This is a genomic window from Moorena sp. SIO4G3 (genome assembly GCF_010692305.1).
Classification (GTDB): domain Bacteria; phylum Cyanobacteriota; class Cyanobacteriia; order Cyanobacteriales; family Coleofasciculaceae; genus Moorena; species Moorena producens_A.
Genome location: NZ_JAAHIG010000115.1, coordinates 1 through 23,262 on the forward strand (window position 1 = coordinate 1; position 23,262 = coordinate 23,262).

12 protein-coding genes are annotated in these 23,262 nt (G+C 45.3%); 1 reads left to right on the forward strand and 11 read right to left on the reverse strand.

The genetic code is table 11. The features are described 5' to 3' along the window. Window positions 1-143: 143 nt before the first annotated feature. From F6J99_RS20505 to F6J99_RS20535, 7 genes are all read right to left on the reverse strand, one after another. Window positions 144-1,430: a DUF4255 domain-containing protein gene (locus tag F6J99_RS20505; protein ID WP_293114802.1), complete on the reverse strand. Its 1,287-nt coding sequence runs from the start codon at window positions 1,428-1,430 to the stop codon at window positions 144-146. Then, window positions 1,423-4,974, reverse strand: a complete 3,552-nt coding sequence (locus F6J99_RS20510; RefSeq protein WP_293114804.1) for a hypothetical protein — start codon at window positions 4,972-4,974, stop codon at window positions 1,423-1,425. The genes F6J99_RS20505 and F6J99_RS20510 overlap by 8 nt, the downstream gene beginning before the upstream one ends. Next, window positions 4,974-5,708 carry a phage baseplate protein gene (locus F6J99_RS20515; protein WP_293114806.1) on the reverse strand — a complete coding sequence of 245 codons (735 nt, stop codon included), beginning with the start codon at window positions 5,706-5,708 and terminating at the stop codon, window positions 4,974-4,976. Before F6J99_RS20515 ends, F6J99_RS20510 begins: the two co-directional genes overlap by 1 nt. Before the next feature lie 357 nt (window positions 5,709-6,065). Further along, entirely contained in the window at window positions 6,066-6,218 is a 153-nt protein-coding gene (locus tag F6J99_RS20520; protein WP_293114808.1) for a hypothetical protein, read from the reverse strand. Between the two features lie 123 nt (window positions 6,219-6,341). Continuing rightward, window positions 6,342-6,866, reverse strand: a complete 525-nt coding sequence (locus tag F6J99_RS20525) for a phage tail protein (protein WP_293114810.1) — start codon at window positions 6,864-6,866, stop codon at window positions 6,342-6,344. Window positions 6,867-6,876: 10 nt separating this feature from the next. Continuing rightward, the gene (locus tag F6J99_RS20530) at window positions 6,877-8,460 is read right to left on the reverse strand and encodes a phage tail sheath C-terminal domain-containing protein (protein ID WP_293114812.1); all 1,584 of its coding nucleotides are present in this window, start codon (window positions 8,458-8,460) and stop codon (window positions 6,877-6,879) included. 227 nt (window positions 8,461-8,687) lie between these two features. After that, window positions 8,688-10,574: a phage tail sheath C-terminal domain-containing protein gene (locus F6J99_RS20535; protein ID WP_293114814.1), complete on the reverse strand. Its 1,887-nt coding sequence runs from the start codon at window positions 10,572-10,574 to the stop codon at window positions 8,688-8,690. A gap of 77 nt (window positions 10,575-10,651) precedes the next feature. Between F6J99_RS20535 and F6J99_RS20540 the strand changes: the two genes are divergently transcribed. Continuing rightward, on the forward strand, window positions 10,652-10,843 hold the full coding sequence (locus F6J99_RS20540) for a hypothetical protein (RefSeq protein WP_293114816.1): 192 nt from the start codon (window positions 10,652-10,654) through the stop codon (window positions 10,841-10,843). Here the strand turns inward: F6J99_RS20540 and F6J99_RS20545 are convergent. From F6J99_RS20545 to F6J99_RS20560, 4 genes are all read right to left on the reverse strand, one after another. Continuing rightward, a complete protein-coding gene (locus F6J99_RS20545; protein WP_293114818.1) occupies window positions 10,804-11,025 on the reverse strand; it encodes a hypothetical protein in 222 nt (73 codons plus the stop codon). The genes F6J99_RS20540 and F6J99_RS20545 overlap by 40 nt on opposite strands. Before the next feature lie 353 nt (window positions 11,026-11,378). Next, the gene (locus F6J99_RS20550; protein ID WP_293114820.1) at window positions 11,379-16,454 is read right to left on the reverse strand and encodes a DUF6519 domain-containing protein; all 5,076 of its coding nucleotides are present in this window, start codon (window positions 16,452-16,454) and stop codon (window positions 11,379-11,381) included. 39 nt (window positions 16,455-16,493) lie between these two features. Then, window positions 16,494-19,052: a phage tail protein gene (locus F6J99_RS20555; RefSeq protein ID WP_293114822.1), complete on the reverse strand. Its 2,559-nt coding sequence runs from the start codon at window positions 19,050-19,052 to the stop codon at window positions 16,494-16,496. A 190-nt stretch (window positions 19,053-19,242) separates the two neighbouring features. Further along, the coding region (locus F6J99_RS20560; RefSeq protein WP_293114824.1) for a baseplate J/gp47 family protein at window positions 19,243-23,262 on the reverse strand (4,020 nt) is incomplete at its 5' end.

Here is a 23,262-nt window from a genome sequence, read left to right on the forward strand (position 1 = left end):
GAACAAGAGTCCATTTGCTTCTAAAAGTCCCTTCCGGTGCGCTTTCCAATGGGCGAGTAAATCGCCCTTGGGTCGCACCGCAAAATTGGGGGATTTAGGGGGCTTGGATGTAGCAAATGGGACTTCTCAGACAACCTCTAAAATCAGCTAGAGGATTTTACAATTGTTACCTTGTGATCTTCTTTAAACTCTGGTGGCTGTTTGCTGAAGTCGATGGGGACGCTATCTACCCCATCTACCCGCAAACGCAGGACATAGGTTCCTGGGGTGACTTTACTGACATTGAAGGTCAGATTTTCTACTATCGGGTCTGGGCTTCTTAGTCTTGGAAATTGGTAAGGAATAGCTAAATCTCCGAGTAACAAAGCCACCTGTTGTCCTTTTTTCACCCCTGGCTTGCAGGTTAAGGTTAACCGATTCCCTGGTTCCGGGATAGTAATTGCTGTTACCTCTGGTGCTGTTACCTCTGGGACTAAAGGAAAAGTCATGGAGTTCGTTATCCGAGTGCGATCGCTCTCGGATACATGTACTGTGACAGTGTAAAATCCAGCTAGCCACTGGATCCCGTCAAGGGTTACCCTGAGCTGGGTGGCCGAAACGTCTTTTAGGTTTGTCAGTACAATCGGATTTTCTAGATGGGGATGTCCGAAGTGGACTTCCTGGCTGTTTTCCAGGTTATACCCCTCAATCATCAAATCCTGGTCTACTGTCAAGTAACGTTCATTCTGCGGTGGTTTGATGGCTGTCAGACCAGGTAAGGGCGGTATTGTACCTGCCTGGGATGCGGGACCCCGGTCGTCAGCACCGCGACTCAATACTGGCAGTGGGGTTTTGACTGGAATCTGGCTTTCTATCAATACCACCGAGATTTTATAAGCAGCGGAAATGCGATATTGGGTTTGAAATGTCCCCCATAGTTTCGATATTTCTTCTAAGGATAGGTTATTAGGTGTTACGCTAATTCGTTCGATCTGATTTGCCAGATTACTATCCTCAAGCAGCTCTTTTTTTGATTGGTCTAATAATCCCGGTTTTTTTTCAATCGCCCTCTCAATATCTTTGGTTCGGATCAAAGGATGGTCGTGCAAGACCCGCATGGCTACCCCCAGCAAAGTTTGGCTTTCGGTATCTTCGTTGTCTTTGCCGTAAGCTGTTATCAAATAATATAGATCTAATGCCAATGGGGGTTTACCTGTTTCTCCTGGTTTGACCTTATTGGGCATATCTAAATTGCGCCAGGCACTATTGGGATTAGTTTGGTAAAGAAAGATGTTAATCTGATTTTTTCCCTGGCTGTTTTCCCTGGCTTTGTCTGGAGGTTTGGTTGTGAATATTTCTAGAGTTCCACTGTCTAATTCTTGGATTGCTCCTTCCTTAATTAGGAACTCTAGCATTATCGTCACCCCAGCAATCGCCTGCGAGCTAGTCATCTGTCCGCCTCCCATTGCGCTTTTTCAAATAGTCATCTAGGGAAAGCCTTGGACTTGAAACCGTTGACTGCATCCTACGGGATTGCTGAACAGGTTTCACCGCTGGTTTAGTTCCTCGGATTTCTATCTTACCTATAGTCACCTGAATAGTGGGTGTCGAGGCTAGGGATGCTTTCCGTTCTTCTACTAGCTTTGACTCTACATATTGTAAGGCATTATTACCGGTTTTATCCTCTGGTAATTGTACAGGTCTATCGGTTTGGGTTTTTCCGGTTTTTCGCTCTTTTTCGGCTGGCGCGTCCGCTATTTCTGGTGCCAACTGACTCAACTGGTCTTCTCGCCTGGATGATAATTTGACCCCATCCTCTATCTGCTTGAAGGCTCTTGGGTTTTTTTCTTCCAAAAAAGGCTGACTAGTTATGATGTCTTGGTTGGCAAACCCTGGTGGAGTTAGCTGGTTTTCTGAGTGTACTTTCCCTTTCGTCTTGGATGCGATCGCTTTTCTCGATTGTGCATTATTTGTGCTTTTTGTCGATAATTTCTCAGCCCTTGTCTTGGAGTCTGGCTTATTCACCTCTGTTGAATTCAAAGCACTTAATGAGTCTATTCCTCTCTCAATTTCTCTCGACTTCACGTTCCTTGAGTCCACTTTATCCTCAGTAACGGGATCGGCGGGAGCGGTCTGACTGACTGACTCCTTTGACTTTTCTTGATTTCTTGAGAACAGCTTGGCTGTGACTGTCCTTTGTGGCGTCAATCCCGATCGTCGATCTGGATTGACAGATTTTTTTGACTCTCTAGAGTCAACCTCGTTTCTCCGACTTTCCCTCTCTAATGAGCTAGGCTTTTGCTCGTACTCCCTAGTTTCTCGAACCGACCTTAAGACGTCTTCTGTTGGTAAATCTTTCTGTTCATTCCTCCCCAATTGTTTGACTTCTCTAGTGTTAGGAGCTGGACAATCATTCTCTGTTACTCTCTGTACTGCTGGTGGGTTCACGTTTCTTGATACCACTTTCCCATCAGTCACTTCTCCCCCTGGTGCGATCGCGTTTTCTTTCGAGTTGCTATACCCTTTTCTCCTTTCCGGACTTTCCCACTCTAATGAGCCAGGGTTTTCCTCGATCTCCCTGGTTTCTCCAACCGACCTTAAGACGTTTTCTGTTGGTAAATCTCTGTGTTCATTCCTCCCCAATTGTTTGACTTCTCTATTGATAGGAGCTGGACTTTGATTCTCTGTTACTCTATCTACTGCTGGTGGGTTCATGTTTCTTGTACCCACTTTCCCATCAGTCACGTCTTCCCCTGGTGCGTACGCGTTTTCTTTCCGGTTGCTTAACCCAAACCCCCTTTGAGGACTTTCCCACGCTCTAGAGCTAGGCTTTTCCTCGATCTCCCCGGTTTCTCGAACCGACCTTAAGACGTCTTGTGTTGGTAAATCTTTCTGTTCATTCCTCCCCAATTCTTTGACTTCTCTTGTGTTAGGAGCTGGACAATCATTCTCTGTTACTCTCTCTACTGCTGGTGACTTCTCGTTTCTTGATACCACTTTCCCATGAGTCACGTCTTCCCCTGATGCGATCGCGTTTTCTTTCGAGTGGCTTAACCCTTTTCTCCTTTCTGGACTGTCATTCTCTCCAGAGCTAGGCTTTTGATCGATCTCCCTGGTTTCTCGAACCGACCTTAAGACGTCTTCTGTTGGGGAATCTTTCTGTTCATTCCTCCCCAATTCTTTGACTTCTCTAGTTATAGGAGCTGGACAATCATTCTCTGTTACTCTCTGTACTGCTGGTGGGTTCACGTTTCTTGATACCACCTCCCGTGGAGTAACGTCTTTCCCTGATGCGATCGCGTTTTCTTTCGAGTGGCTTAACCCAAACCCCCTTTGAGGACTTTCCCACGCTCTAGAGCTAGGCTTTTCCTCGATCTCCCTGGTTTCTCGAACCGACCTTAAGACGTCTTCTGTTGGGGAATCTTTCTGTTCATTCCTCCCCAATTCTTTGACTTCTCTAGTGATAGGAGCTGGACTTTCATGCTCTGTTACTCTCTGTTCTGCTGGTGACATATGGTCCGTTGATACCACTTTCCCATCAGTCACGTCTCCCTCTGGTGCGATCGCGTTTTCTTTCGAGTGGCTTAACCCTTTTCTCCTTTCTGGACTGTCATTCTCTCCAGAGCTAGGCTTTTCCTCGATCTCCCTAGTTTCTCGTACCGACCTTAAGACGTCTTCTGTTGGTTTATCTTTCTGTTCATTCCTCCCCAATTGTTTGACTTCTCTATTGATAGGAGCTTGACTTTCATTCTCTGTTACTCTCTCTACTGCTGATGACTTCTCGTTTGTTGTTCCCACTTTCCCATCAGTCACGTCTCCCTCTGGTGCGATCGCGTTTTCTTTCGAGTTGCTTAACCCAAACCCCCTTTGAGGACTTTCCCTTTCTAATGAGCTAGGCTTTTCCTCGATCTCCCTAGTTTCTCCAACCGACCTTAAGACGTCTTGTGTTGGTAAATCTTTCTGTTCATTCCTCCCCAATTGTTTGACTTGTCTAGTGATAGGAGCTGGACAATCATTCTCTGTTACTCTCTGTACTGCTGGTGGGTTCACGTTTCTTGATACCACCTCCGGTGAAGTCACCTCTTCCCCTGGTGCGATCGCATTTTCTTTCCGGTTGCTTAACCCTTGTCTCCTTTCCGGACTGTCATTCTCTTCATTGTCTGATTCATTGCCAATACTCTCCCCCTTTCGCGACCTTGCTTGTTCCTGGATTTCCCGGATTTCTCCACTAGGCTTTAAGACATTTTCGGTTGGGAAACCCCTTTTGTGATTTTTCCCTAACGCTTTTGGTTTTAAAGCCTTACCAGACCGTTTCTGTTCTCCCTTTTCTGAAGCGATCGCATCTGGACTTGCTTGGGGTATTTCTGTTACTTCTATTCTTGTTTCTATCTCTGGACTTTCCTTGGTTACCCTCTCCCCAAGGGACTCTTGTTTCTGTGTTAGATCTGGCGAGTCACCCTCTACCCTGTGTATTCGGTCTTTATCTATCTCTGTGCTTGTGACCCCAATCGTCTCTCTATTTACCAACTCTTGATTTTCCGCCCTTATCCCCAACTGAACCTCAGTATTATTGATGATGGGCTCCTTTGGTGTTGCCTCTTGTGGTGTTGGTGCGATCGCGTTTTTTTCTCTATTGTTTTTTTCTCTATTTCTGTTCTGTTGGTTTTGAGTTTCCCTGCTAGTTTGATTGAAGGTATTCCCTTCTGAGGTTAATTCCTGATCTTCTGAAGATTCTCTCTCAATTTCCACTAAGATTGTGTTCGTGATCGGCTCGGGTTCCCTATCCCTAAGGTCACCATCTTGGGGGGATAACGCCGGTGTAGTTGGCTCCCTTGGTGTAATGGTGCGATCGCCCTCAAACAAGCTAGGTATTTCTAGATTGGCATTTTCACTAGCCATCGCCTCTTCCGGAGCAAACCGTGAAACTATTCGGGGTTGCACTACGGGCATTAAACCCAAGGTTCGTTTTGCCAGTCTGGTAAATAAATCTGCCATCAGCCCACTAAACTCAAATAATATTGTCGTCGGAGCGTACTCATAGATAAGATATCCGCCTCTCGCCATCCATAAAATCGGGCTAGCACGTGTACTTCCTGGAGAATTCTCTGGGCTTTAGCACTGATTTCTTTCCAAATAAACCAAACTATATCTAATAGAACCTGCCAGTTATGACTGCAAGCTGGACAATCTAGATCTAATACTATTTCTATTTGGGGGTCTGCTGTTGCGATTGCCTCTACCATTTTTTCGATCACGTCCTCTGGCAGGTCATTATACCCCCGGTTTTGTCCCGATCGGCTTGCCCCCAGCAAACAGTTTTGCCTCAGTTGTCTGGCCGCTTTTTCATGATCTTTGCTTCCCACTATTCCAGCCAAGTCCCAGCTATTCGGCAATCTATAGTGCAACTCCCACTCCCCGACGTTGATTATATACTGTTCTGCTTCTGGTTCCCGCAGTTCTACCAAGCGCATCTGGGATGTTTTCATGGTAAACTCTAACCGTTCGCTACATTCGGGACAGTCTACCCAACTATTCATCTGCTCCCCGAAGGTGATTTCTCGTAGGGTTAATAAATAAGCGTCCCGCTGTCCGATACTCATAGTAGCCAGGGTGGCTCTCGGCTTTTCCGGACAAGCAAAACTCAAAAGAGTCAACGCCCTATCCAGGGGATGTTGACTCTGTCCTATTTCCCAACAACGTATTAGCTCATTTGCTGTTAGTGGTCGCATTGGACTACACTAGACCTGTTTTATAGCAATTCTCTTAGTCATGAGGACAAAACTTATCCTTTTAAGGCAGAAGGCAGAAGGCAGAAGGCAGCAAGGCAAGAAGGTCTTAAGGTAATAAGCGCCCATCAATTCTGTACCTCATAGCTATGAGAAACGCTATATAAGTCTCATCAACCTTGGTGATGATAAGGCAAAAGGCTTGCATACAAAAGGCAAAAGATAAAAGGGATAGATTTTGATTTCATATTTATTTTTGCCAGAGGTCTACTAATTTTTTAATCCGATACTTTTTGCCCATCAGCCTTCCTTTTATAGGACTACGCATTAAGGTGTTTGACATTGATAAAAGCTGAAAAGCTAATGCACGTCAACTTTTGCCTTCCCCTCCTGGGAGGGGTTAGGGGTGGGTTCCTCTTGCCTCTTGCCCTTGCGCGTAGCGCTATATAGCAATCCTAAATCATTGTCTTGATGCAATAGCGAGTGGGGGAAACCCCCAAGACCGCGCTGCATCGCTTGTAAAATCACTGGACTTATTAAAAACTAGCTCTAACTCTGATATCGTCTGCCTTCTGCCTTCTGCCTTCTGCCTTAAAACAGCCCATTTATTTCACGAATCAGATAGGATTGCTATATCTATGCCGGTTCAGTGAAACTCGGTTCTGTTGGTTCCGTCACGTCATAGTCACGTTCCCATCCTTCATTTTGCAGTTGAATGCTCTGGATTGCGATTTCGTTGCCGCTTGCATCCAACTCGGGCATAGCTTGGAATTCCGATACCCAGCAGCGATATACTTTATAAGCGATCGCTACCTGTCCGGCTTCGTTCATCACCTCGATAATGATATCCTTGCGGAAGTCTTTCAAGGACACTTCCGAACCCAAACCGGAACCGTAGTTCCAGACCTTGTTAGCCCACTTCTCGAACTCTGGGTCGTGGGTTACCCCCCGTTCTAATGTGATTGCTTCGTACTTAGTTTGTCCTGGGGATAACCGCGAACTGCTGGCGTCTCCCCCTGTGCGATGTTCTATCACTTCGGTGGTACGACTTAAGGCACCAACTTTACTAACTCCCGCTACGTAGTTTCCATCCCATTTGACCCGGAATTTAAAGTTTTTATAGGGGTCAAATCGTTCCGCATTTACTGAAAATTGAGCCATGGTTTCCTCCTTAAGATTGTCCGGCTATTTGTTGGAACTTGAGTATCACGAATTCTGCGGGCTTGAGGGGGGCAAACCCGATCATGATGTTAACTATACCCCGGTCTATATCGTACTGAGTGGTGGTTTCTTTATCACACTTGACAAAGTAAGCGTCCTTGGGGGAACTGCCTTGGAATGCCCCCTGCTTGAACAGATTTTGCATAAATGCACCGATATTCAATCGCAGTTGGGACCACAGGGGTTCGTCATTGGGTTCAAATACAGCCCATTGGGTATTGCGATACAAAGTTTCTTCTAGGTACAGGGCTAGTCGGCGCACGGGGATGTATTTCCATTCCGAAGCTAGCATGTCGTCTCCTTCCCTGGTGCGCGAACCCCAGACGATTCGACCTGCTGGTGGCATCACTCGCAAGCAGTTAATCCCTTTAGGGTTCAACTCCCCATTTTCGGGGTCGGTCAGGGGGACGCTCAGACCTGTAACTCCTTTTAATACGGCTTCCAAACCCGCTGGTGCTTTCCAAACTCCCCGGCTGGCATCCGTGCGGGCGAAGATTCCTGCAATGGCTCCACAGGCGGCAAAGGTTTCCATTTGATTTTCCCTGAGGGGGTTCGGCATCCTCAGGCGCGGGAAGAAGATTGCCCCATTGGTACTGACTGACCCCACTTGACTTGACTCATCAATCCCTGTTTTTGCTTTATCCTTATCTGTCCAACTACTAGGAGAGTCGATAATCATCATGGCGCGGCGCTTCAGGCAATATCCCAAAGCCAAGTCAATTAAGCCTGAATCTATATCCTTATTGTCATTTTTGTAGGGTGGGATGCATAGTAAGTTAAACAGGTCTGTATTCTCTAGGGCATAAAGTCCCTTTTTCTCTCCTTCCTTTCCTGTACCAGTGAATTCGTTTTGTGCGATCGCATCTCCATCTGAGCCTTGATTGGCTGATTCTACCTTATTTGAGCTAGCGTCGCTCCACAAATCATTTCCATCCGAAGGATCATTATTTGGCGTGGGAACTGGTATATCTGCTGTAATTGTTCCACTGTAACGCACCAGGTTTGACTGGTTTTCGAGTACCTTATCTACCTGACGTGGGTGTCCAAATTTTGCCGATACCTTGAGGAATGTTTCTACTTCCTCTGTCTCTCCGTCTCTTATATAGAGATTGAATAATTTCTCTGCTGTGTGTGTTCCCTGATCCGTAATGCTTTTGGGAAAAGTGGTGTCAACCCGCGCCCGGAGCTTGTTTCCCCATACTCCCACGTTTGCAGCTTTTAAAGCAAGTGGACTACCCGAACCAGCATTTAATTCTGCTTCTGTTCCACCCTTGTGGAGTCGAACAATCACCGCCTGACTACCGCCATTAGTGTAGAAATCCCGCACCGCGAAACTCATGGTACTGTGATTCCACAACCCACCAAATATGCGCTCGTATTCTCCGTAGTTATTAATTAGTATTGGCTCATCGGTCGGTCCCCGGAAGGCTCGACCGATAAAGGCTGTGATAGAAGTGGCTACCCCTGTTATGGTGCGCACTCCTGATGGAATTTCTTCTATATATACCCCAGGATAGGTTGGTGTTACTGGCATTTCTTTCTCCTTTTTTGTTATGTAGGGTGCGTTAGGGGCGGACGAACTAATTTTAAACTTCAACCCCCGGGTTAGGTTGCTGCCCGTAACGCACCACCGGGTCAAACAACTGTAGGGTGCGTTAGGGGCGATCGCCCTAATTTTCCACAACGCCCGGGTTAGGTTGCTGCCCGTAACGCACCATCGGCTCAAACTGCCCTACCGTCAATTAACAATTAACAATTTTATTACGACTGTCCTGCTATCTGCTGAAATTTCAGAATCACAAATTCTGCTGGCTTCAAGGGTGCAAACCCGATCATGATATTAACTATACCCCGATCAATGTCGTACTGAGTCGTCGTTTCCTTGTCACACTTAACAAAATAAGCGTCTTTGGGGGAACTGCCTTGGAATGCCCCTTGCTTGAACAGATTTTGCATAAACGAGCCGATGCTTAATCGCAGTTGAGACCACAGGGGTTCGTCGTTCGGTTCAAATACAGCCCACTTGGTATTGCGATACAAGGTTTCTTCTAGGTACAATGCCAGTCGCCGTACCGGAATGTATTTCCATTCCGAGGCTAGCATGTCGTCTCCCACTCGGGTCCGGGAACCCCAGACTATTTTACCCGCTGGCGGTCTATTCCGCAAGCAGTTAATTCCTTTAGGGTTCAACTCTCCATTTTCCGGGTCTGTCAGAGGGACGCTGACACCCGCCACTCCCCGCAAGACGGCATCCAAACCGGCTGGGGCTTTCCACACGCCCCTGGTCGCATCCGTGCGGGCGAAGATTCCTGCCACAGCCCCACAGGCGGAAAAGGTTTCCATTTGATTCTCTTTGAGAGGGTTGGGCATTTTCAGGCGTGGGAAGAAGACGGCTGCATTGGGACTAGTAGACCCCACGTCTCCATCAATCCCTGATTTTGCCGCTCCCTTAGTATTCCACCCGCTGGGAGAGTCGAGAATCATCATAGCCCGGCGTTTTTCGCAATAGATGATAGCGTCCTCAATTACCCCTGTTTCAACATCTAGTCCATTAGCCTCCTGTTTATAGGGTGGGATGCAGAGCAAGTTAAACAGGTCGGCCTTTTCCAGGGCATAAATTCCTTCTTTCTCGCCTTCTCCTTCAGTAAAGTTTGTACTTGTCAGCTGGTCGCCATCTCCTGCATGGTCTATTGGTTTCACCCCATTTGAAGACAGTTCGTACCACACTCCTTCCGCCCTGAATTTCCTTTTTTCTTGTTCTTGTAATTCCTCGTCAATTTGGTTTTTTATTTCGTCCCATGTGCTAGGATTTTTTTCTGGCCTAGCACTAGGCAATGTCCCAATTATCCGTACTAATTGTGAATCTTTTTCTAGTACTTTCTCAATGTATCGGGTTTGGTTTGGGTCAACAGATACATTCTGGAACGTTTCGACTTCTCCGGTCCCTCCATCCCTTACGGATAGATTGAACAATGGACTATTGTCGTTTAGTCCATCATAGTCAACGCGAGCCCGCAATTCGTTTCCCCAAGACCCCTCGTTTGCTGCTTCGAGGACTAGTACATTATCTGTTCCTACTGATAATTGTGCTTTTGCCCTTATCTGCAACTTAGCAATAATTTTATCGACTTCTTTTGTATAGTCATCCTCTGTCAAGCCATCGGGTAATGCATAGATCTCGATTGCCATCTGTTTGGCTACGTTCTCTGTCACTTTTTCTTCTGCGATTTCCCAAATATTAGGTTGGTCACCATTATCAGGATTTCCTATTTCTTCCCAAGCTGCTAGAATTCCATCCTGTTTGTTACCTGCCCCTAAAATCGCCTCTACTGCTGACTTCACTTCATTAAATTCACTCTCAGTTGTAGCTTGCAGTTCTTTAGGATTGAACAGTCGAACAATTACCGCCTGACTCCCGCCGTTAGTGTAGAAATCCCGCACCGCGAAACTCATGGTACTATCATTAAACAATCCGCCAAATATGCGCTCGTATTCTCCGTAGCTATTGATTAGTATTGGCTCATCGGTCGGTCCCCGGAAGGCTCGACCGATGAATGCTGTAATCGAGGTAGCTACTCCGGTTATTGTCCGTACCCCCGAAGGAATTTCTTCTACATAAACTCCAGGATAAGTTGGTGTTACTGGCATTGTTTATACTCCTTTTTTGTTCTTCTGGTGATTAATTGCTCTTGAGATAACGTTTCTAGGACTCATCAGGTACAGTTGTGTTTGAGGCCGCATCCCTTAAAACCCTATTGCCTCTTGCCTCTTGCCTCTTGCCTATTGCCTCTTGCCTTCCCCTCCTGGGAGGGGTTAGGGGTGGGTTCCTCTTGCCTCTTGCCTCTTGCCTTCACAGGAAAATTGCTATACATCCAAATCAACTGTCAACAACCCCTGCCTCCGTTTCCACTAGCTGACCGTCATTTTCCGCTTCTGTGAACTCCCTCAACTCTTCCTCAATAACCTGAATAGCACCGCTAATACGCAATAAGGTTTCTCGTAGATTCATTTGCTTGGTTTCATAGTCAGCCAGCATTTTTTGACCTGCCTCAAATTCAGCTTTGAGGGATTGGAGACGGTGTTCTAATTTCTCTTTCATGGTTGGTTTGTACCTACTAACGTTTGGTTTTGGTCAAGCCCCCTAAATCCCCCAATTTTGGGGGACTTTGAGAGTTTTTTACCCTCCAGTATTGGGGGGTTAGGGCATGTCTTCTTGCCTCGGAGATCCCCCTAAATCCCCCTTAAAAAAGGGGGACTTTGAGTATGGCTCCCCCCTTATTAAGGGGGGCTGGGGGGGATCTAAATCTTGCGGAAAACTTTTAAAACACGCCCTAGGGGGGTGGGGGACTTTGAGTATGGCTCCCCCCTTATTAAGGGGGGCTGGGGGGGATCTAAATCTTGCGGAAAACTTTTAAAACACGCCCTAGGGGGCTAATCTGGGGAATGATGTAATTACTCCTTATTGAGAGCCTGCAACTGTGTGATTTTAGTTTGCTGCTGTTTAACTTGCTTTGCCAGTTCCGAAATTTTATTGTTTTGCTCCTTAATAGCTTCTATCAGAGGGGCAATAAGCTTAGAATAACTTAGAGACTTCATCCCCTGGGAATCAGTGCTTACTAGTTCTGGAAACACCTCTTCTACCTCTTGGGCTACCAGTCCGATTTGTGTTTCTCCGGTAGCGTTTTGATCATCTTTCCATTGGTAGCTCACGCCGCGCAAACCTAGGATCTTTTTAAGCCCATTTTTTAGGGGCTTAACATTTTCTTTTAAGGTTGCATCACTAGTAGTAAGCACTCCGTCTGTAGTTCTTATTTTCCCATCCACGTCCAGTTTTACGCTATCGCTACTGTCAGGAGATGTGTTCCCAATGCCGACAACACCATCTTTAGTTATGGTCATTCGTTCAACTAACTCAGAAACTCCTCCAGAAGACACTTGAGAGGTCCAAAAACCTAGGCGACCACTTTTTTCATCATTGTCTGCGTTATCAAAACGCCATGAGATTCGCGCCCCTTGAATACGGGATGGTGTGCTGCCTCCATTTTGATTATTATCGTAGAGGTAAAGACCAATAGATCCACCTTCAGCTTGAGCTTGACCAGATGCATCATCACATACTCTTTCAAACCGCGCAATTTCCAAAAGATTATTATTAGTACCATCATATTTGTAAACATGCAGCGGAGCTTTGTCACTTGGTGACATAGGAATAGGGTCATTAATGATAGACTCGATCGCCAGACTGCCGGAGGTGATCTTTACATCCCCTGTCTCGACAACCAGTCCCAACTGCTGAACATTCTCATGAGTAGCGGTGAAGGTTGGATTAATTTTCAGCGCTGTTAGGACATCATCAGAGCGTGAACTTTTCAAACGTGCTTCTACTTCTAGCTTGCCTGTTAATTTAGTATCACCGGTAACGGCTAACTTGTAATTCTCTAGGGATTCACCCCCGATGCCGACTCCTTGAGTTTCTTGATTTACCTTCAGAGCAATATTAGAATCTCCACCAACTTGCACATCCCCCGACTCGACAAGCAGTCCCAACTTCTTAATACCTGTATGATCACCGCTGAAGCTTGGATTAATTTTCACCGCTGTTAGGGTTTGATCATCTTGATTAGCCATCAAAGTCGGTTGAATTTCCGTCGCGACTAATACATTATCCGTTCCTGTCAGTGTGCCATCCAAGCACATCGAACCATCAGTTACTCTCAATTTGTGTCCTGTTGGATCATCAGACCCGATTGCAACACCGCCACTTGTACTACAGAGTGCGACATTTTCCCTGACTACATGTAAGCCAAACTTTGGATCCCCATTTCCATCAAATGTTGGCTCAATATGGACCGCTGTCTGAATCCCGGTTCCTGTAAAAGCTGGTTTAATTTCCACCGCCTTGCTAGCACCAGTCAAATTAACAGGCACTACTTTTAGCTTGCCTGTTAATTTAGTATCACCGGTAACAGCTAACTTGTAACCACTTTCGGACTCACCCCCGATGCCGACTGCTTTATTTTCTTGATTTACCTTCAGAGCAATATTAGAATCTCCACCAACTTGCACATCCCCCGACTCGACAAGCAGTCCAAACTTCTTAACATTGCTATGATTACCGCTGAAGGTTGGAGCAATTTTCATCGCTGTTAGGGTTTGATTCTGGCCATTACTTCTCAAAGTTGGTGTGATTTCCGTGGCATTGCTAGTACCTGTTAAATTTGGTAATACTTTTAACGTTGGTTCTACTGCTTTTTCACCACTTAATGGAACTCCACCAATTTGCACATCCCCTGACTCCACAAGCAGTCCCAACGTCTTAACATTGCTATGATTAACGGTGAAGGTTGGATTAATGGTTGCCGCTACCAGCTTTTCATCTTTTTTTGAAGAAGTCAGGCTTGGTGTTACTGTCAGCTTGTCTACATCTGTAGAACCACCATAAACGGTAAAGTCTATATCCTTAAAACTGACGTATTCATTACTCTTCCCTGTTACATAAAACTTTATATCCTTATTATTTATTTCTTCTATAGGGGGAATCTTATCCGCACCAATACATACAGTTCCTTGTGGAATTTTCAAAGTGGGTTTATCCTGAGTGCCACTACCTGTCAGATTCAGTGAATTTAGATTGGTTATTGCAGCCTTTACTTGTAAACTAGTATTTACAACCAAAGTATCTAACTCAGTAGTTCCGGTAACTTTCAGTTGATTCTCTCCTGGGTTAGCAGGAATAGTGATACCCTCAACTATTATGTCTGTAGGTTGGGGGCTACCGATGCGTACATTACCATCTGCCGTAATGACCATCCAATCGGCTAAGGTTCCGTTTTTACCTGTGCTAAATCTTAACTCCCCTGATGAAGAATTTTCACCTTCTCCTTCTTGGAGATAATAAGAAATAGCTGCTGCTTCTTGAGCTTGTTCAACGTATTTCTTGGTATCATCTTTTTCGGCTGCCTGGTCTATCCCCTCCTGGGTTACTGTGCCTTTTTTCCAGACTATCCTGCCATTAACAGTATCAGTGTCGTTCGCAGCAAACAGGGATAGGAAATCTTGGGTATCACCTTCTTCTAGCTGGATTTCCAAAGGGCTAATAACCTTTAGCTTCCCAGAGGTATGCTTGGTTTCCAGTTTTCCATGGATCAGTAACTTATCTTGATTTTGCTGACCCAGTTCGACATTACCTGGATCTCCTTTCTTTGCATGGTAGGTTACCTGACCGTAAACCTCCAGATCTCCCGCCACTTTCAAGCGTTGTTTGGTAATCCTATCACCCTTCTCATCTAGATAGGTTTCCTTTCCAATATCTACTAAGTACTCGTCTTTTTCCTTTACTGTTATCTTGGGTCCAAAAGCGACACGTGCATCTTCTACGATCAACCCATAGTGTTTTACATTACTTTTAGAGTTATCGTCAAAACTTGGCTTGATATATAATCCTACTAATTCATCGCCATCATTCTGAGCACTAACAGAAGAGGAAACATCTACTCCTATACTGATATTGTCCCTAACGGTCAGTTGTTCGCCAATACCAACCTTTCCCTTGTTGACGATCAGACCATAGTGTTCCACATCTTCTTGGGAATTATTGTCGAATTGAGGTTTTATGTATAGCCCTACAAGCTTGTCCTTCTCGTTCTTGGCATTTATTTCTGGCTGCAAAGCAACTCCTGTCCAGATATTGCTATTTCTTCTTGTGTCTTCTTCCTCTAGTGCCTTTTTACCAATAGCTATATCACCACTTTCTACTATTAATCCATACTTTTTAAAGTTCCCTGGATTGTTTTGTTGCTTAAATTGCGGACAAATATGTAAGCCTGTCAGCTCGTCGTTCTTGTTATTCGCTGTCAATATTGGTTCTAACTTTAGCCCTACAACCTGACCTTGTTTACCAGCTTCTATCGACAATTCTGGCTTGACTTTTAGTCCAATCCCCTTGTCAGTATCTTCCGTACCTATACTGACAACACCCTTGAGCCAACTTGTCCCTTCTACAATCAGGTCTTTATTACCGGTTATACTCAGTTGGTCTTTGGTCAGGCGCATCACCTCTTGTTCGCAGATGCTAAAGCTGATGGCCTGATCCTCAGCATCTGGCGCTTTTTCTTCCAGTTCATCCTTCCAATAGCCAGCATTTAAAGTGAGTTGCTTTCCACCTTGAATGTCTAGCTGGTCATTAGGATGGTCGGTTTCTTTGCCATCACGTCGGGCATCATTGTAGCTGTGTACCCCGATCGATAACTTCTTTCCCTTACTTCCGTTATTTAATGCTGTTTCCCGCGCCATCTCCGTCAGCGCTGGGAAAATTTCCCGGCAATCCTGGAGCACTTTCCATTGTTTATCATGATAATTGACAATCGCCAATGGACAGTAGTGATAGACAATCCCGTCTGGTTCTTTGTCGTCTGCTGGCCACACAACTTCTTGTTGAGAGCGGGTTGGGATTAACCAATAATCTCCGGTCCTGTATTTTCCACTGTATGGTTTTTTTTGATCATCCTTAAGGTTAAGATGAACAAAATTGACTTGTAGCCCTTTTTCCAGTTCTATAAAACCTGTTTGAGTTTCTTCTGTGTTTAATTTTATTTCTCTTGCATTTGCTTCCCAAATTCTTACAGTTGTTATTTGATTATTACTTATCGGATTCAACTCTAATATTTGTTCAGTCCAATTGTCGTCACTTATAGTCAGTAACGTATTATCTTCTCCTACATTGTCAACCTTTAGAAATAACCCAGGTTCACCAGCTTTTACACGCTCTTGGTCTGTGATTTCTATCCACGTCTCTTTCCCTTGTTCCTGCTGAAATTGAATTTGATTATTTTTCTCAATCTTTACCTTCTTATCTTTAATTTCTAACACTTTTGCGGCCATGGAAGCATTGTTTCTCGCCCACTTAAACGTGGTATTCTCTACCGTGTCCCCAACTTCATGTATTTCTACCCTGTAAAGATCGTTGGGCAACCCTTTTCCACTCTTTACCTTAAGTTTTCCTTTTTTATGCTTATCATCCCGTAAGGTTTGCCACTCTTGCCGCCATTTTCCCTTGTCTTCCAATTTCAGTGCCTTTAACTGCCAGTAAGTCTCGGTGCGCGTGGTCGTATCGGGTCCCCCCAGGGCTAGCTCTAGCAGGTTTTGGTCTTCTATGGCTGTAATGTGATGCTGCCATACCTCTAAATAGACTAGATAATCATTATTTGATGGTTCCTCTAGACCTGGAACTGTTGAGATCTGCTGCAGTTCCTCCCCAATCTTTTCACAGAGGACACCATCTACATAACATCGTCCTGCACCCAGCTTAATATGTTCGTTATCATCCTCCGGAAAATCAACCTCAAAACTCTTTAGATCTGGCACTCCATGGAGTCCGATAATCTCCTTGTTCGCGTACTGCTCTCTGTGAGCCATTATATCTAGCTGTTCGTTCCAGTCCGCATCTAACAATACCCGACCTTGCTGTAGGCGAACACTGCTGTAACGGTTGCTTGGATCAAATGTCCAACGAGTAAAATCCCCTTTCATCTTTTTTCCCTCAGGTGTTATTTTTTGTTAATTTTTTGGTTAATTTTTATAAACTGTGCTGACTTCCATGCCGAAGCGTAAGTATTCATCCAAACTTGCTGCTAAATTTGCCTCTTGTTGCGGTCTCTGCAAATTATTGAACGCCCCCATTTCAGTATTATTTTCTGCACCCTCTTGGATCTCTTGAGGGCAACTGAGGCTTAACTGAGCATAAGCCGGTTGACCGTACTGCTGGGATGTAAAACTGGGCTGTAGTTCCGGATAATCCAAACTCTTGGGCTGGCACTCATATCGTTCTGGTGTAGGGTAATAATGTTGTTTTGGCTGTTTTGGGTTTTCTTCTGTTGTTGGGTTTTCTTCTGTTGGCTGTGCGGAAATTTGGTAACCCACTGGTGCATAGCTATACCGCAGACCGCCAGTTTCTTTGTTTTGCACTTTTACGGGGTCCATAAAGATTGTTTCCGAACCCAACTGCATTTCTTCAATATATACTCCCCCAAAAATTGTCGATCGCTCGATTTTTGTCACAGGTCCACATTCCCGTGTAGTGGACATAATAGCAGCTTTTCCGGCACCGTCGATGATGCTATCGCCCACTACCAACACTCCACTTTCAATGGGCAGATTTACCTGCCCAACAATACTATTAGTGATGGCCACTTCTGCATTGGCCGAAATTTCGGTAATGCCCACAACCGTTTCTTGGGTTTGGTCGGGGGATCGCTTTGGTCTAATTGTACAGTGGTCTACTTCCAGTTGCACTTCCCCAGCTAGGAGAATTCTAGCACCACAAAGCAAACCATTGAGGCTAATGGTCGATCCTTGTCCACCGCTGACGATCAAGTCCCCTCCCAATGGACTGATCGTCGGTCGGTAACCATTGGCTGCTTCAATGGTTAAGCGATCGCATGGACCAAGTTCGATCAGCAATGTATCGGACACTACAGGTCCTGTAAGGGTGCGCGCCGTAAAGTGGGCTTGATTGTCCATTATCCTGATCGTGTTGTGGGACTCACCGCTTGCCTTCCAAGCACCGATCGCTTCGGACAGGGATGTATACCAGTTTTCGGTAGCCTCCGGAGGTTTTTTTCTTGCTACCCAGCGAATCGTTTCTGCGTCCTGAACCAGAGTTTTACTCCGATTATAAGGACCGCCTCCCATATTAGCACTAAAGCCATAGCTGAAGTTAACTTCTAAATTATCCCAACCCGGATCTTCGCCACTGGCGAACATCAGCCGACCCAGTTCCACATCTACGGCTATTTTCCCTGGTGGCGGTTCTTCCCAATTAGTTAATCGTTTAGCAATAATCTTTTCTGGTGGTATGGGTGGATAGTCTGCACCTTGATTTTTTCCACACTTTATATATATCCCTAGCCTGCGATCAGGTCCGTAATAGTACTTGCTATTGAGTTCTGGTTCTGAGCGTTCTACCTGTGGCGCTGGCACTTCCTTGAGGTCAACGGACTTGCGATAGTCTTTTGCCATTTTTATAAGACTGTAAGTCGTATTTTCCGTCGGCTGCTCCACCCAATCATTAGGATAGGTATAATCGTCGCCATCACCTAATCGGAAGACTTTAATGAATTTTTCATCAGTTTCATCTTCCGGAGGGGACGTTTTGAAAGGTCTTAAATCTTCCTCAAATGCATTATGACTGATTGGGATCGGGAGTTCAATACTTTCCAATTTATGGGCCCATAGATCTTGATAGTCTCTAGTTTTGGGCTGATTGAACAAAGGCATATCGTAACCCAGGGGATGAAAGGTATAGCAACCGGTTTGGTTGATTACTGGCCAGTCAGGTTTAGCTTTTTTATTGGTCTTTTGCCGGTAATAGCTATTCCTATTGCTGATTGCTCTAGGACTAACCTGTAGGGTATGTTTGCGCTGGCTAGGGGAGGTTTTAAAGCCAAAAACCGCCTGTTCAAATTCATATTTGCTGGTGTCATTGTTGTTATCCCAGCGCCTAATATTTACCGTCTTGATCGGTAATTCTGGCCGATAGCATGGGGTAGAGCGTTTAATGGGATAGCTTTGGAGTCTCCAAATAAATAGACTGAGACTTTTAAGGTTGTATCTGATGTCATTGACATCAACAGCACGGATATCTAAAGTATGAGCATTACTGTCAAATAAATCCTGCATCGCCACCATTTCTGTACTTTGAGTCAGAGCAAACGTGGCAGCGGACTCGGGACGAACTCTTTGGATATACTGAGTGGTGAGGACGTAGTTGAACATTTCTTCGACCCGCACTGTCCACCCCGTGGTATTCTCAATGGCTAGCTCTAGGGTTCTGGGAGTCCCTTTATGCCTGCGGTAGCGAATGGCATTACCAATGCGACTGCGCTGAACCGGTAAAATCTTTTCCGGGTCATTTAAGTCTTGAATCCCTACCAATTCCGCAATGTAGGGCAATACCCATTCATCGCAGGTTTCAATGAACCAGTTTTCGTAAAGGTTATTGATATCAGCTTCGAGGATGCCCAGTTCTTGCTCGACGATGGCCAGCAAGGCTCGCAGGGGTTCGCCTGAAAAGAAATCTTTCCGACGGTAGATAGCTGGTAATAGCTGGTAGAGTTTTTCCCTCACCATGTTTTCCCCTCATTGTTAACATTTATTGCGGAAATTGCTATCCATAAAGTTCAGAAACAATAATATATTAATACTTTCCAAAAACAGAATAAAGATAAATAATGACTCGTCAATTTGTTCGCCGAAATGTTAGCATAGCATCTAACACCTAATACCTAACACCTAATACCTAACACCTAATACCTAACACCTAACTCAATACATCTAACTCAATACTGCCTGATACCGGATTAAGTAATAGTAGTTGAGCGGGTTCCACCTCAAGGCCATTCCAAGAGGCTGGTTTTGCTTCTAGGAATTGGTTGAAGGTTTTATCGTAGCCATCTAAGTAAAGAGCATCCAGGTCTACACCATCAACCCCTTTAATTGACTGAATTAACTGGAGGATTTCTGCAGCAGTTACATCCTGAGCAAAGGCACGCTTGTCAAAAGCAAACGCCTCCTTGAGCACCTTTTTGATGTCACGAACTACAGTCTCAGGCACATATTGCCTGTTAATCCAGAGTTTCGCCTTGATATTAAACAAGAGACGCTGGTAACTTTCAAGGCTGAACTGAGATGCCGGACCACCACCCAAGCTGAGAGTGGGATCCCTTGCTTCTTCAACAGCCTGCTTAATTTGAGCGTAAAGATTTGAGTCAGGTGCAACTGGTGCGCCATTGCGACCAGCTATCGTTGCTTGCACCATACCAGAATTTGCCGTCGTTTGCAACTGAGTAGCAATAACCTTCCCAATACTAGAGAAGCCACCGATAAAATACTCGTAATCTTGCAAAGAAATAATCCGATCCAAAGACCGCGTTTTCAGGGGAGCATTTTGCCGTGCTTCGTCCCGAGTTTCTGGTGCCCCTGCACCCGTTGCAGCTTGGGGATTAGTTACCTCTACCACACCTAAGGGTGCGCTTTGTACTAAAGAGATTGTTTTAGCTGCGACTTCACCATCAGGACCAATGCCCGTGCGATAGGTAACAGTGATATTTTCCTCCCCAGTTGTCGGTCGCGCTCCCTTGTAGCCATCCCCAAAGATCACACGGGTTTTGCCATCATCGTCTATCCGTGTCATATACCGCTGTTCTGGGGATGTTAACTCATACAGGGAGGTAACTTCTTCCCACAGTAAACCATCCACCCGCACACTCAGGGTGCTTTCGCTACCAGTAGCTGTATCTGCCGAAACATAAGTTAAAGGTGGATTTTTCAGGATGAATTCCTGGTTCATCTTGGTCCCATCACCGCTACCGAGCACTTCATCAGCAACGGTTTCCCCATGGGTAACCAAAGCAACATTAGCATTGATGGTCACTGTGGTGCGATCGTAGGTATTCAGGAGGGGTTCAACTAGCTTGAGCACTGTGCGCTGCTGTCCTTGGGTTACTTCCTTTAAGGAAGCAACCTCACTGATAATTTTGTCAGCTTCGGTTGCAGGCTCCAGAAGGATTTCCCCTGGTTTTGTGGTTATCTCACCCTTAAACCCAAGTTGATCGATCAGATTCCAGCGCACTAAACTGCCTGGCATCACAACCTGATCTGAAGGCATTGCGTTTAAGGTATTATCTTCCGTGAGTTCCTGACGCTGTTGGATAGACAGAGAATCTCCAGGTAGTATTGCTCTTGATTCTATACTTTCCGTGCCTTTCAAAATACACTGGTTGCGCGTGCCAATAAATACTTGACCTTGGCTGCTAATAGCGATCGCCCGGACATCATTAGCTAGGGCTTGTCGCATTTGGATCCACTGACTATCTTCCTGGAAGATAGCACGACGATAGATATTACCACCACTAGTGCCTGCAAATAGCCAGGTTACATTATCCTGGGAATCTAACGCTAAGCTATAGACATTGTTGTTGGTTAAAGCCCTATTTTCGTGCTCCCAACCCGAAACCCTTGGTGATCCTGTAATTTCTCCAAAATTTTTAGAATGTTGAGCAGCTAAAGGCAGCTCTGGTGTCGATAAAATAGCAGCATTAATCAACGATTTAGCAATGAATTCTATCAGCCCATTTGCTAGGTCATTATTTGGCAAATCTCCCTGAGATTTTTTTACCTCTGAACTTAAGCTATCTCCCTGAGCTTCATTGTTTAAAAGTAACAAACTTCTAAATACACCTGATTTTGTCCCCACGAAGATGTAAGGTCTACCGTCTTGTTCATTAATATCGAGAGCGCGCACGTCTTGATCAGGCAAGCTATTGTTACTACCCTCATTATTGAGGGATGTCCAGCTTTCATTGCTATTCTTAACCAACTTATAGCAAAATACTCCATCAGATGTCCCGGCCAAGATATAATAATACTTGCCATCTTTTGTATAAATCTTGAGGTCACGGACTTCGCGATTTATCCATCCCCTGGATAACTCATCCCAAGAAGTCGGGTCAGGAGGATCTAGCTTGCGGCGACATACATTTTCTGCAGTGCCCGCCAAAATGTAGCGAACACCTTTTTGTTTGTATATCTCCAACACATTTACATCGGTATTGGTCAAGCCATTATCAAACCTTTTCCATATCTTCTCTTGGTTCAGTTCTTGGCGAAATATACCCCCTGCTGTTCCTGCCAATAGGTATTTATCATTACCTTGAGTATCGATCGTCAGACTGCGAACATCTGTATTCGTCAATCCTTCATCATCAAGTTTATGCCAGCTATTCCCACCAAAGTCTCGACTCAATATGTCTCCTGTTCCGATTGCTATCAATATATAGCGTGTGTCATGGTACTGGTAAGTTTTCAGAACGCTGACTTCTTTGTTACCATTTTCCCAGCTATCAGAAAACTTATCCCAGCTAGCGGTTAAATCTGTCAGATCCCGAGCAAATATGCCTTCTCTGGTGCCAGCCAACAGGGAAATATCGCCACTATCTTGATAAATATCTAGAGCTTTAACATTTTTATTGGGCAAGTCAGTATTAAAATCCTCCCAGGCATTCTCTCCCAGCTTGAGGCGAAATACTCCGAACTGTGTCCCTGCCCACAAATAGCGTCCGCCCCGTAATGCATAAGTCGCCAGAGCTGTTATAGCTTCTTTATTGGGAACGTTATTATCAAATTTAATCCAGGATTGGGAATCGAACTTTAAGCTAAAGATATCTCCCTGTGTGGTGCCCACAAATACTGTACGTACTCCATTTTCTATATAAGTTGTCAGAGCACGAACATCAGTATTTGTCAAGTCATAGGTAATATCTGTCCATTCCTTATCCCCTCGATCCAGATTTATACGAAATAGGCCATCTGCTGTCCCGGCCAACAGATAGCGATCGCTTTTTTCCGTATAAATCTCCAAATCTTGGACATTACGAGTTCCTAAATTAGCATATAAATCCCAAGTCATGGCATTGTGTTCTCGGCGAAATAGACCATGGTCTGTTCCTGCCAAGATGTAGAAAGTACCATTAAGTTCGTAACTTTCCAAGACCCCGATCGGTTGAGGCGAATCAGTCGTAAGTTTGCTCCAGCTAGTGCCATCATGTCGAGACACTCCTCCTACTGTCCCTGCCACTATCCTCGGGGAGGTGCCTTCTTGATAGCTTTCTAAAGCACGGACATCAGTATTTTTCAAGTCAGTTAGCTCAGTCCAGTTAGTGCCATCATGTTTAAAGACTCCAGCTGCTGTCCCCGCCAATATGATGCGGGAGCCATCTTGTTCATAGCTGTCTACAGCACGGACATCAGTATTTGTCAAGTCAGCTAGCTCGGTCCAGTTAGTGCCATCATGTTTAAAGACTCCAGCTGCTGTCCCTGCCAAGATGATGCGGGAGCCACCGTCTTCATAGCTCTCTACAGCACGGACATCAGTATTTGTCAAGTCAGCTAGCTCGGTCCAGCTTGTGCCATCATGTTTAAAGACTCCAGCTGCTGTCCCTGCCAAGATGATGCGGGATTCACCTTGTTCATAGCTGTCAACATCACGGACATCAGTATTTGTCAAGTCAGCTAGCTCGGTCCAGCTTGTGCCACCATCATGTCGAAACACTCCCCCTGCTGTCCCTGCCAAGATAATGCGGGAGCCATCTTGTTCATAGCTGTCTACAGCACGAACATCAGTATTTTTCAAGCCAGTTAGCTCAGTCCAGCTATTGTTCTCATATCGGAATACTCCCCCTGCTGTCCCCGCTAAGATCATGGGGATCTCATCTTGTAAATAGCTAGTCAGAGCACGGACATCAGTATTTGTCAAGCCATTATTCAGAGGGCTCCAGGAAAT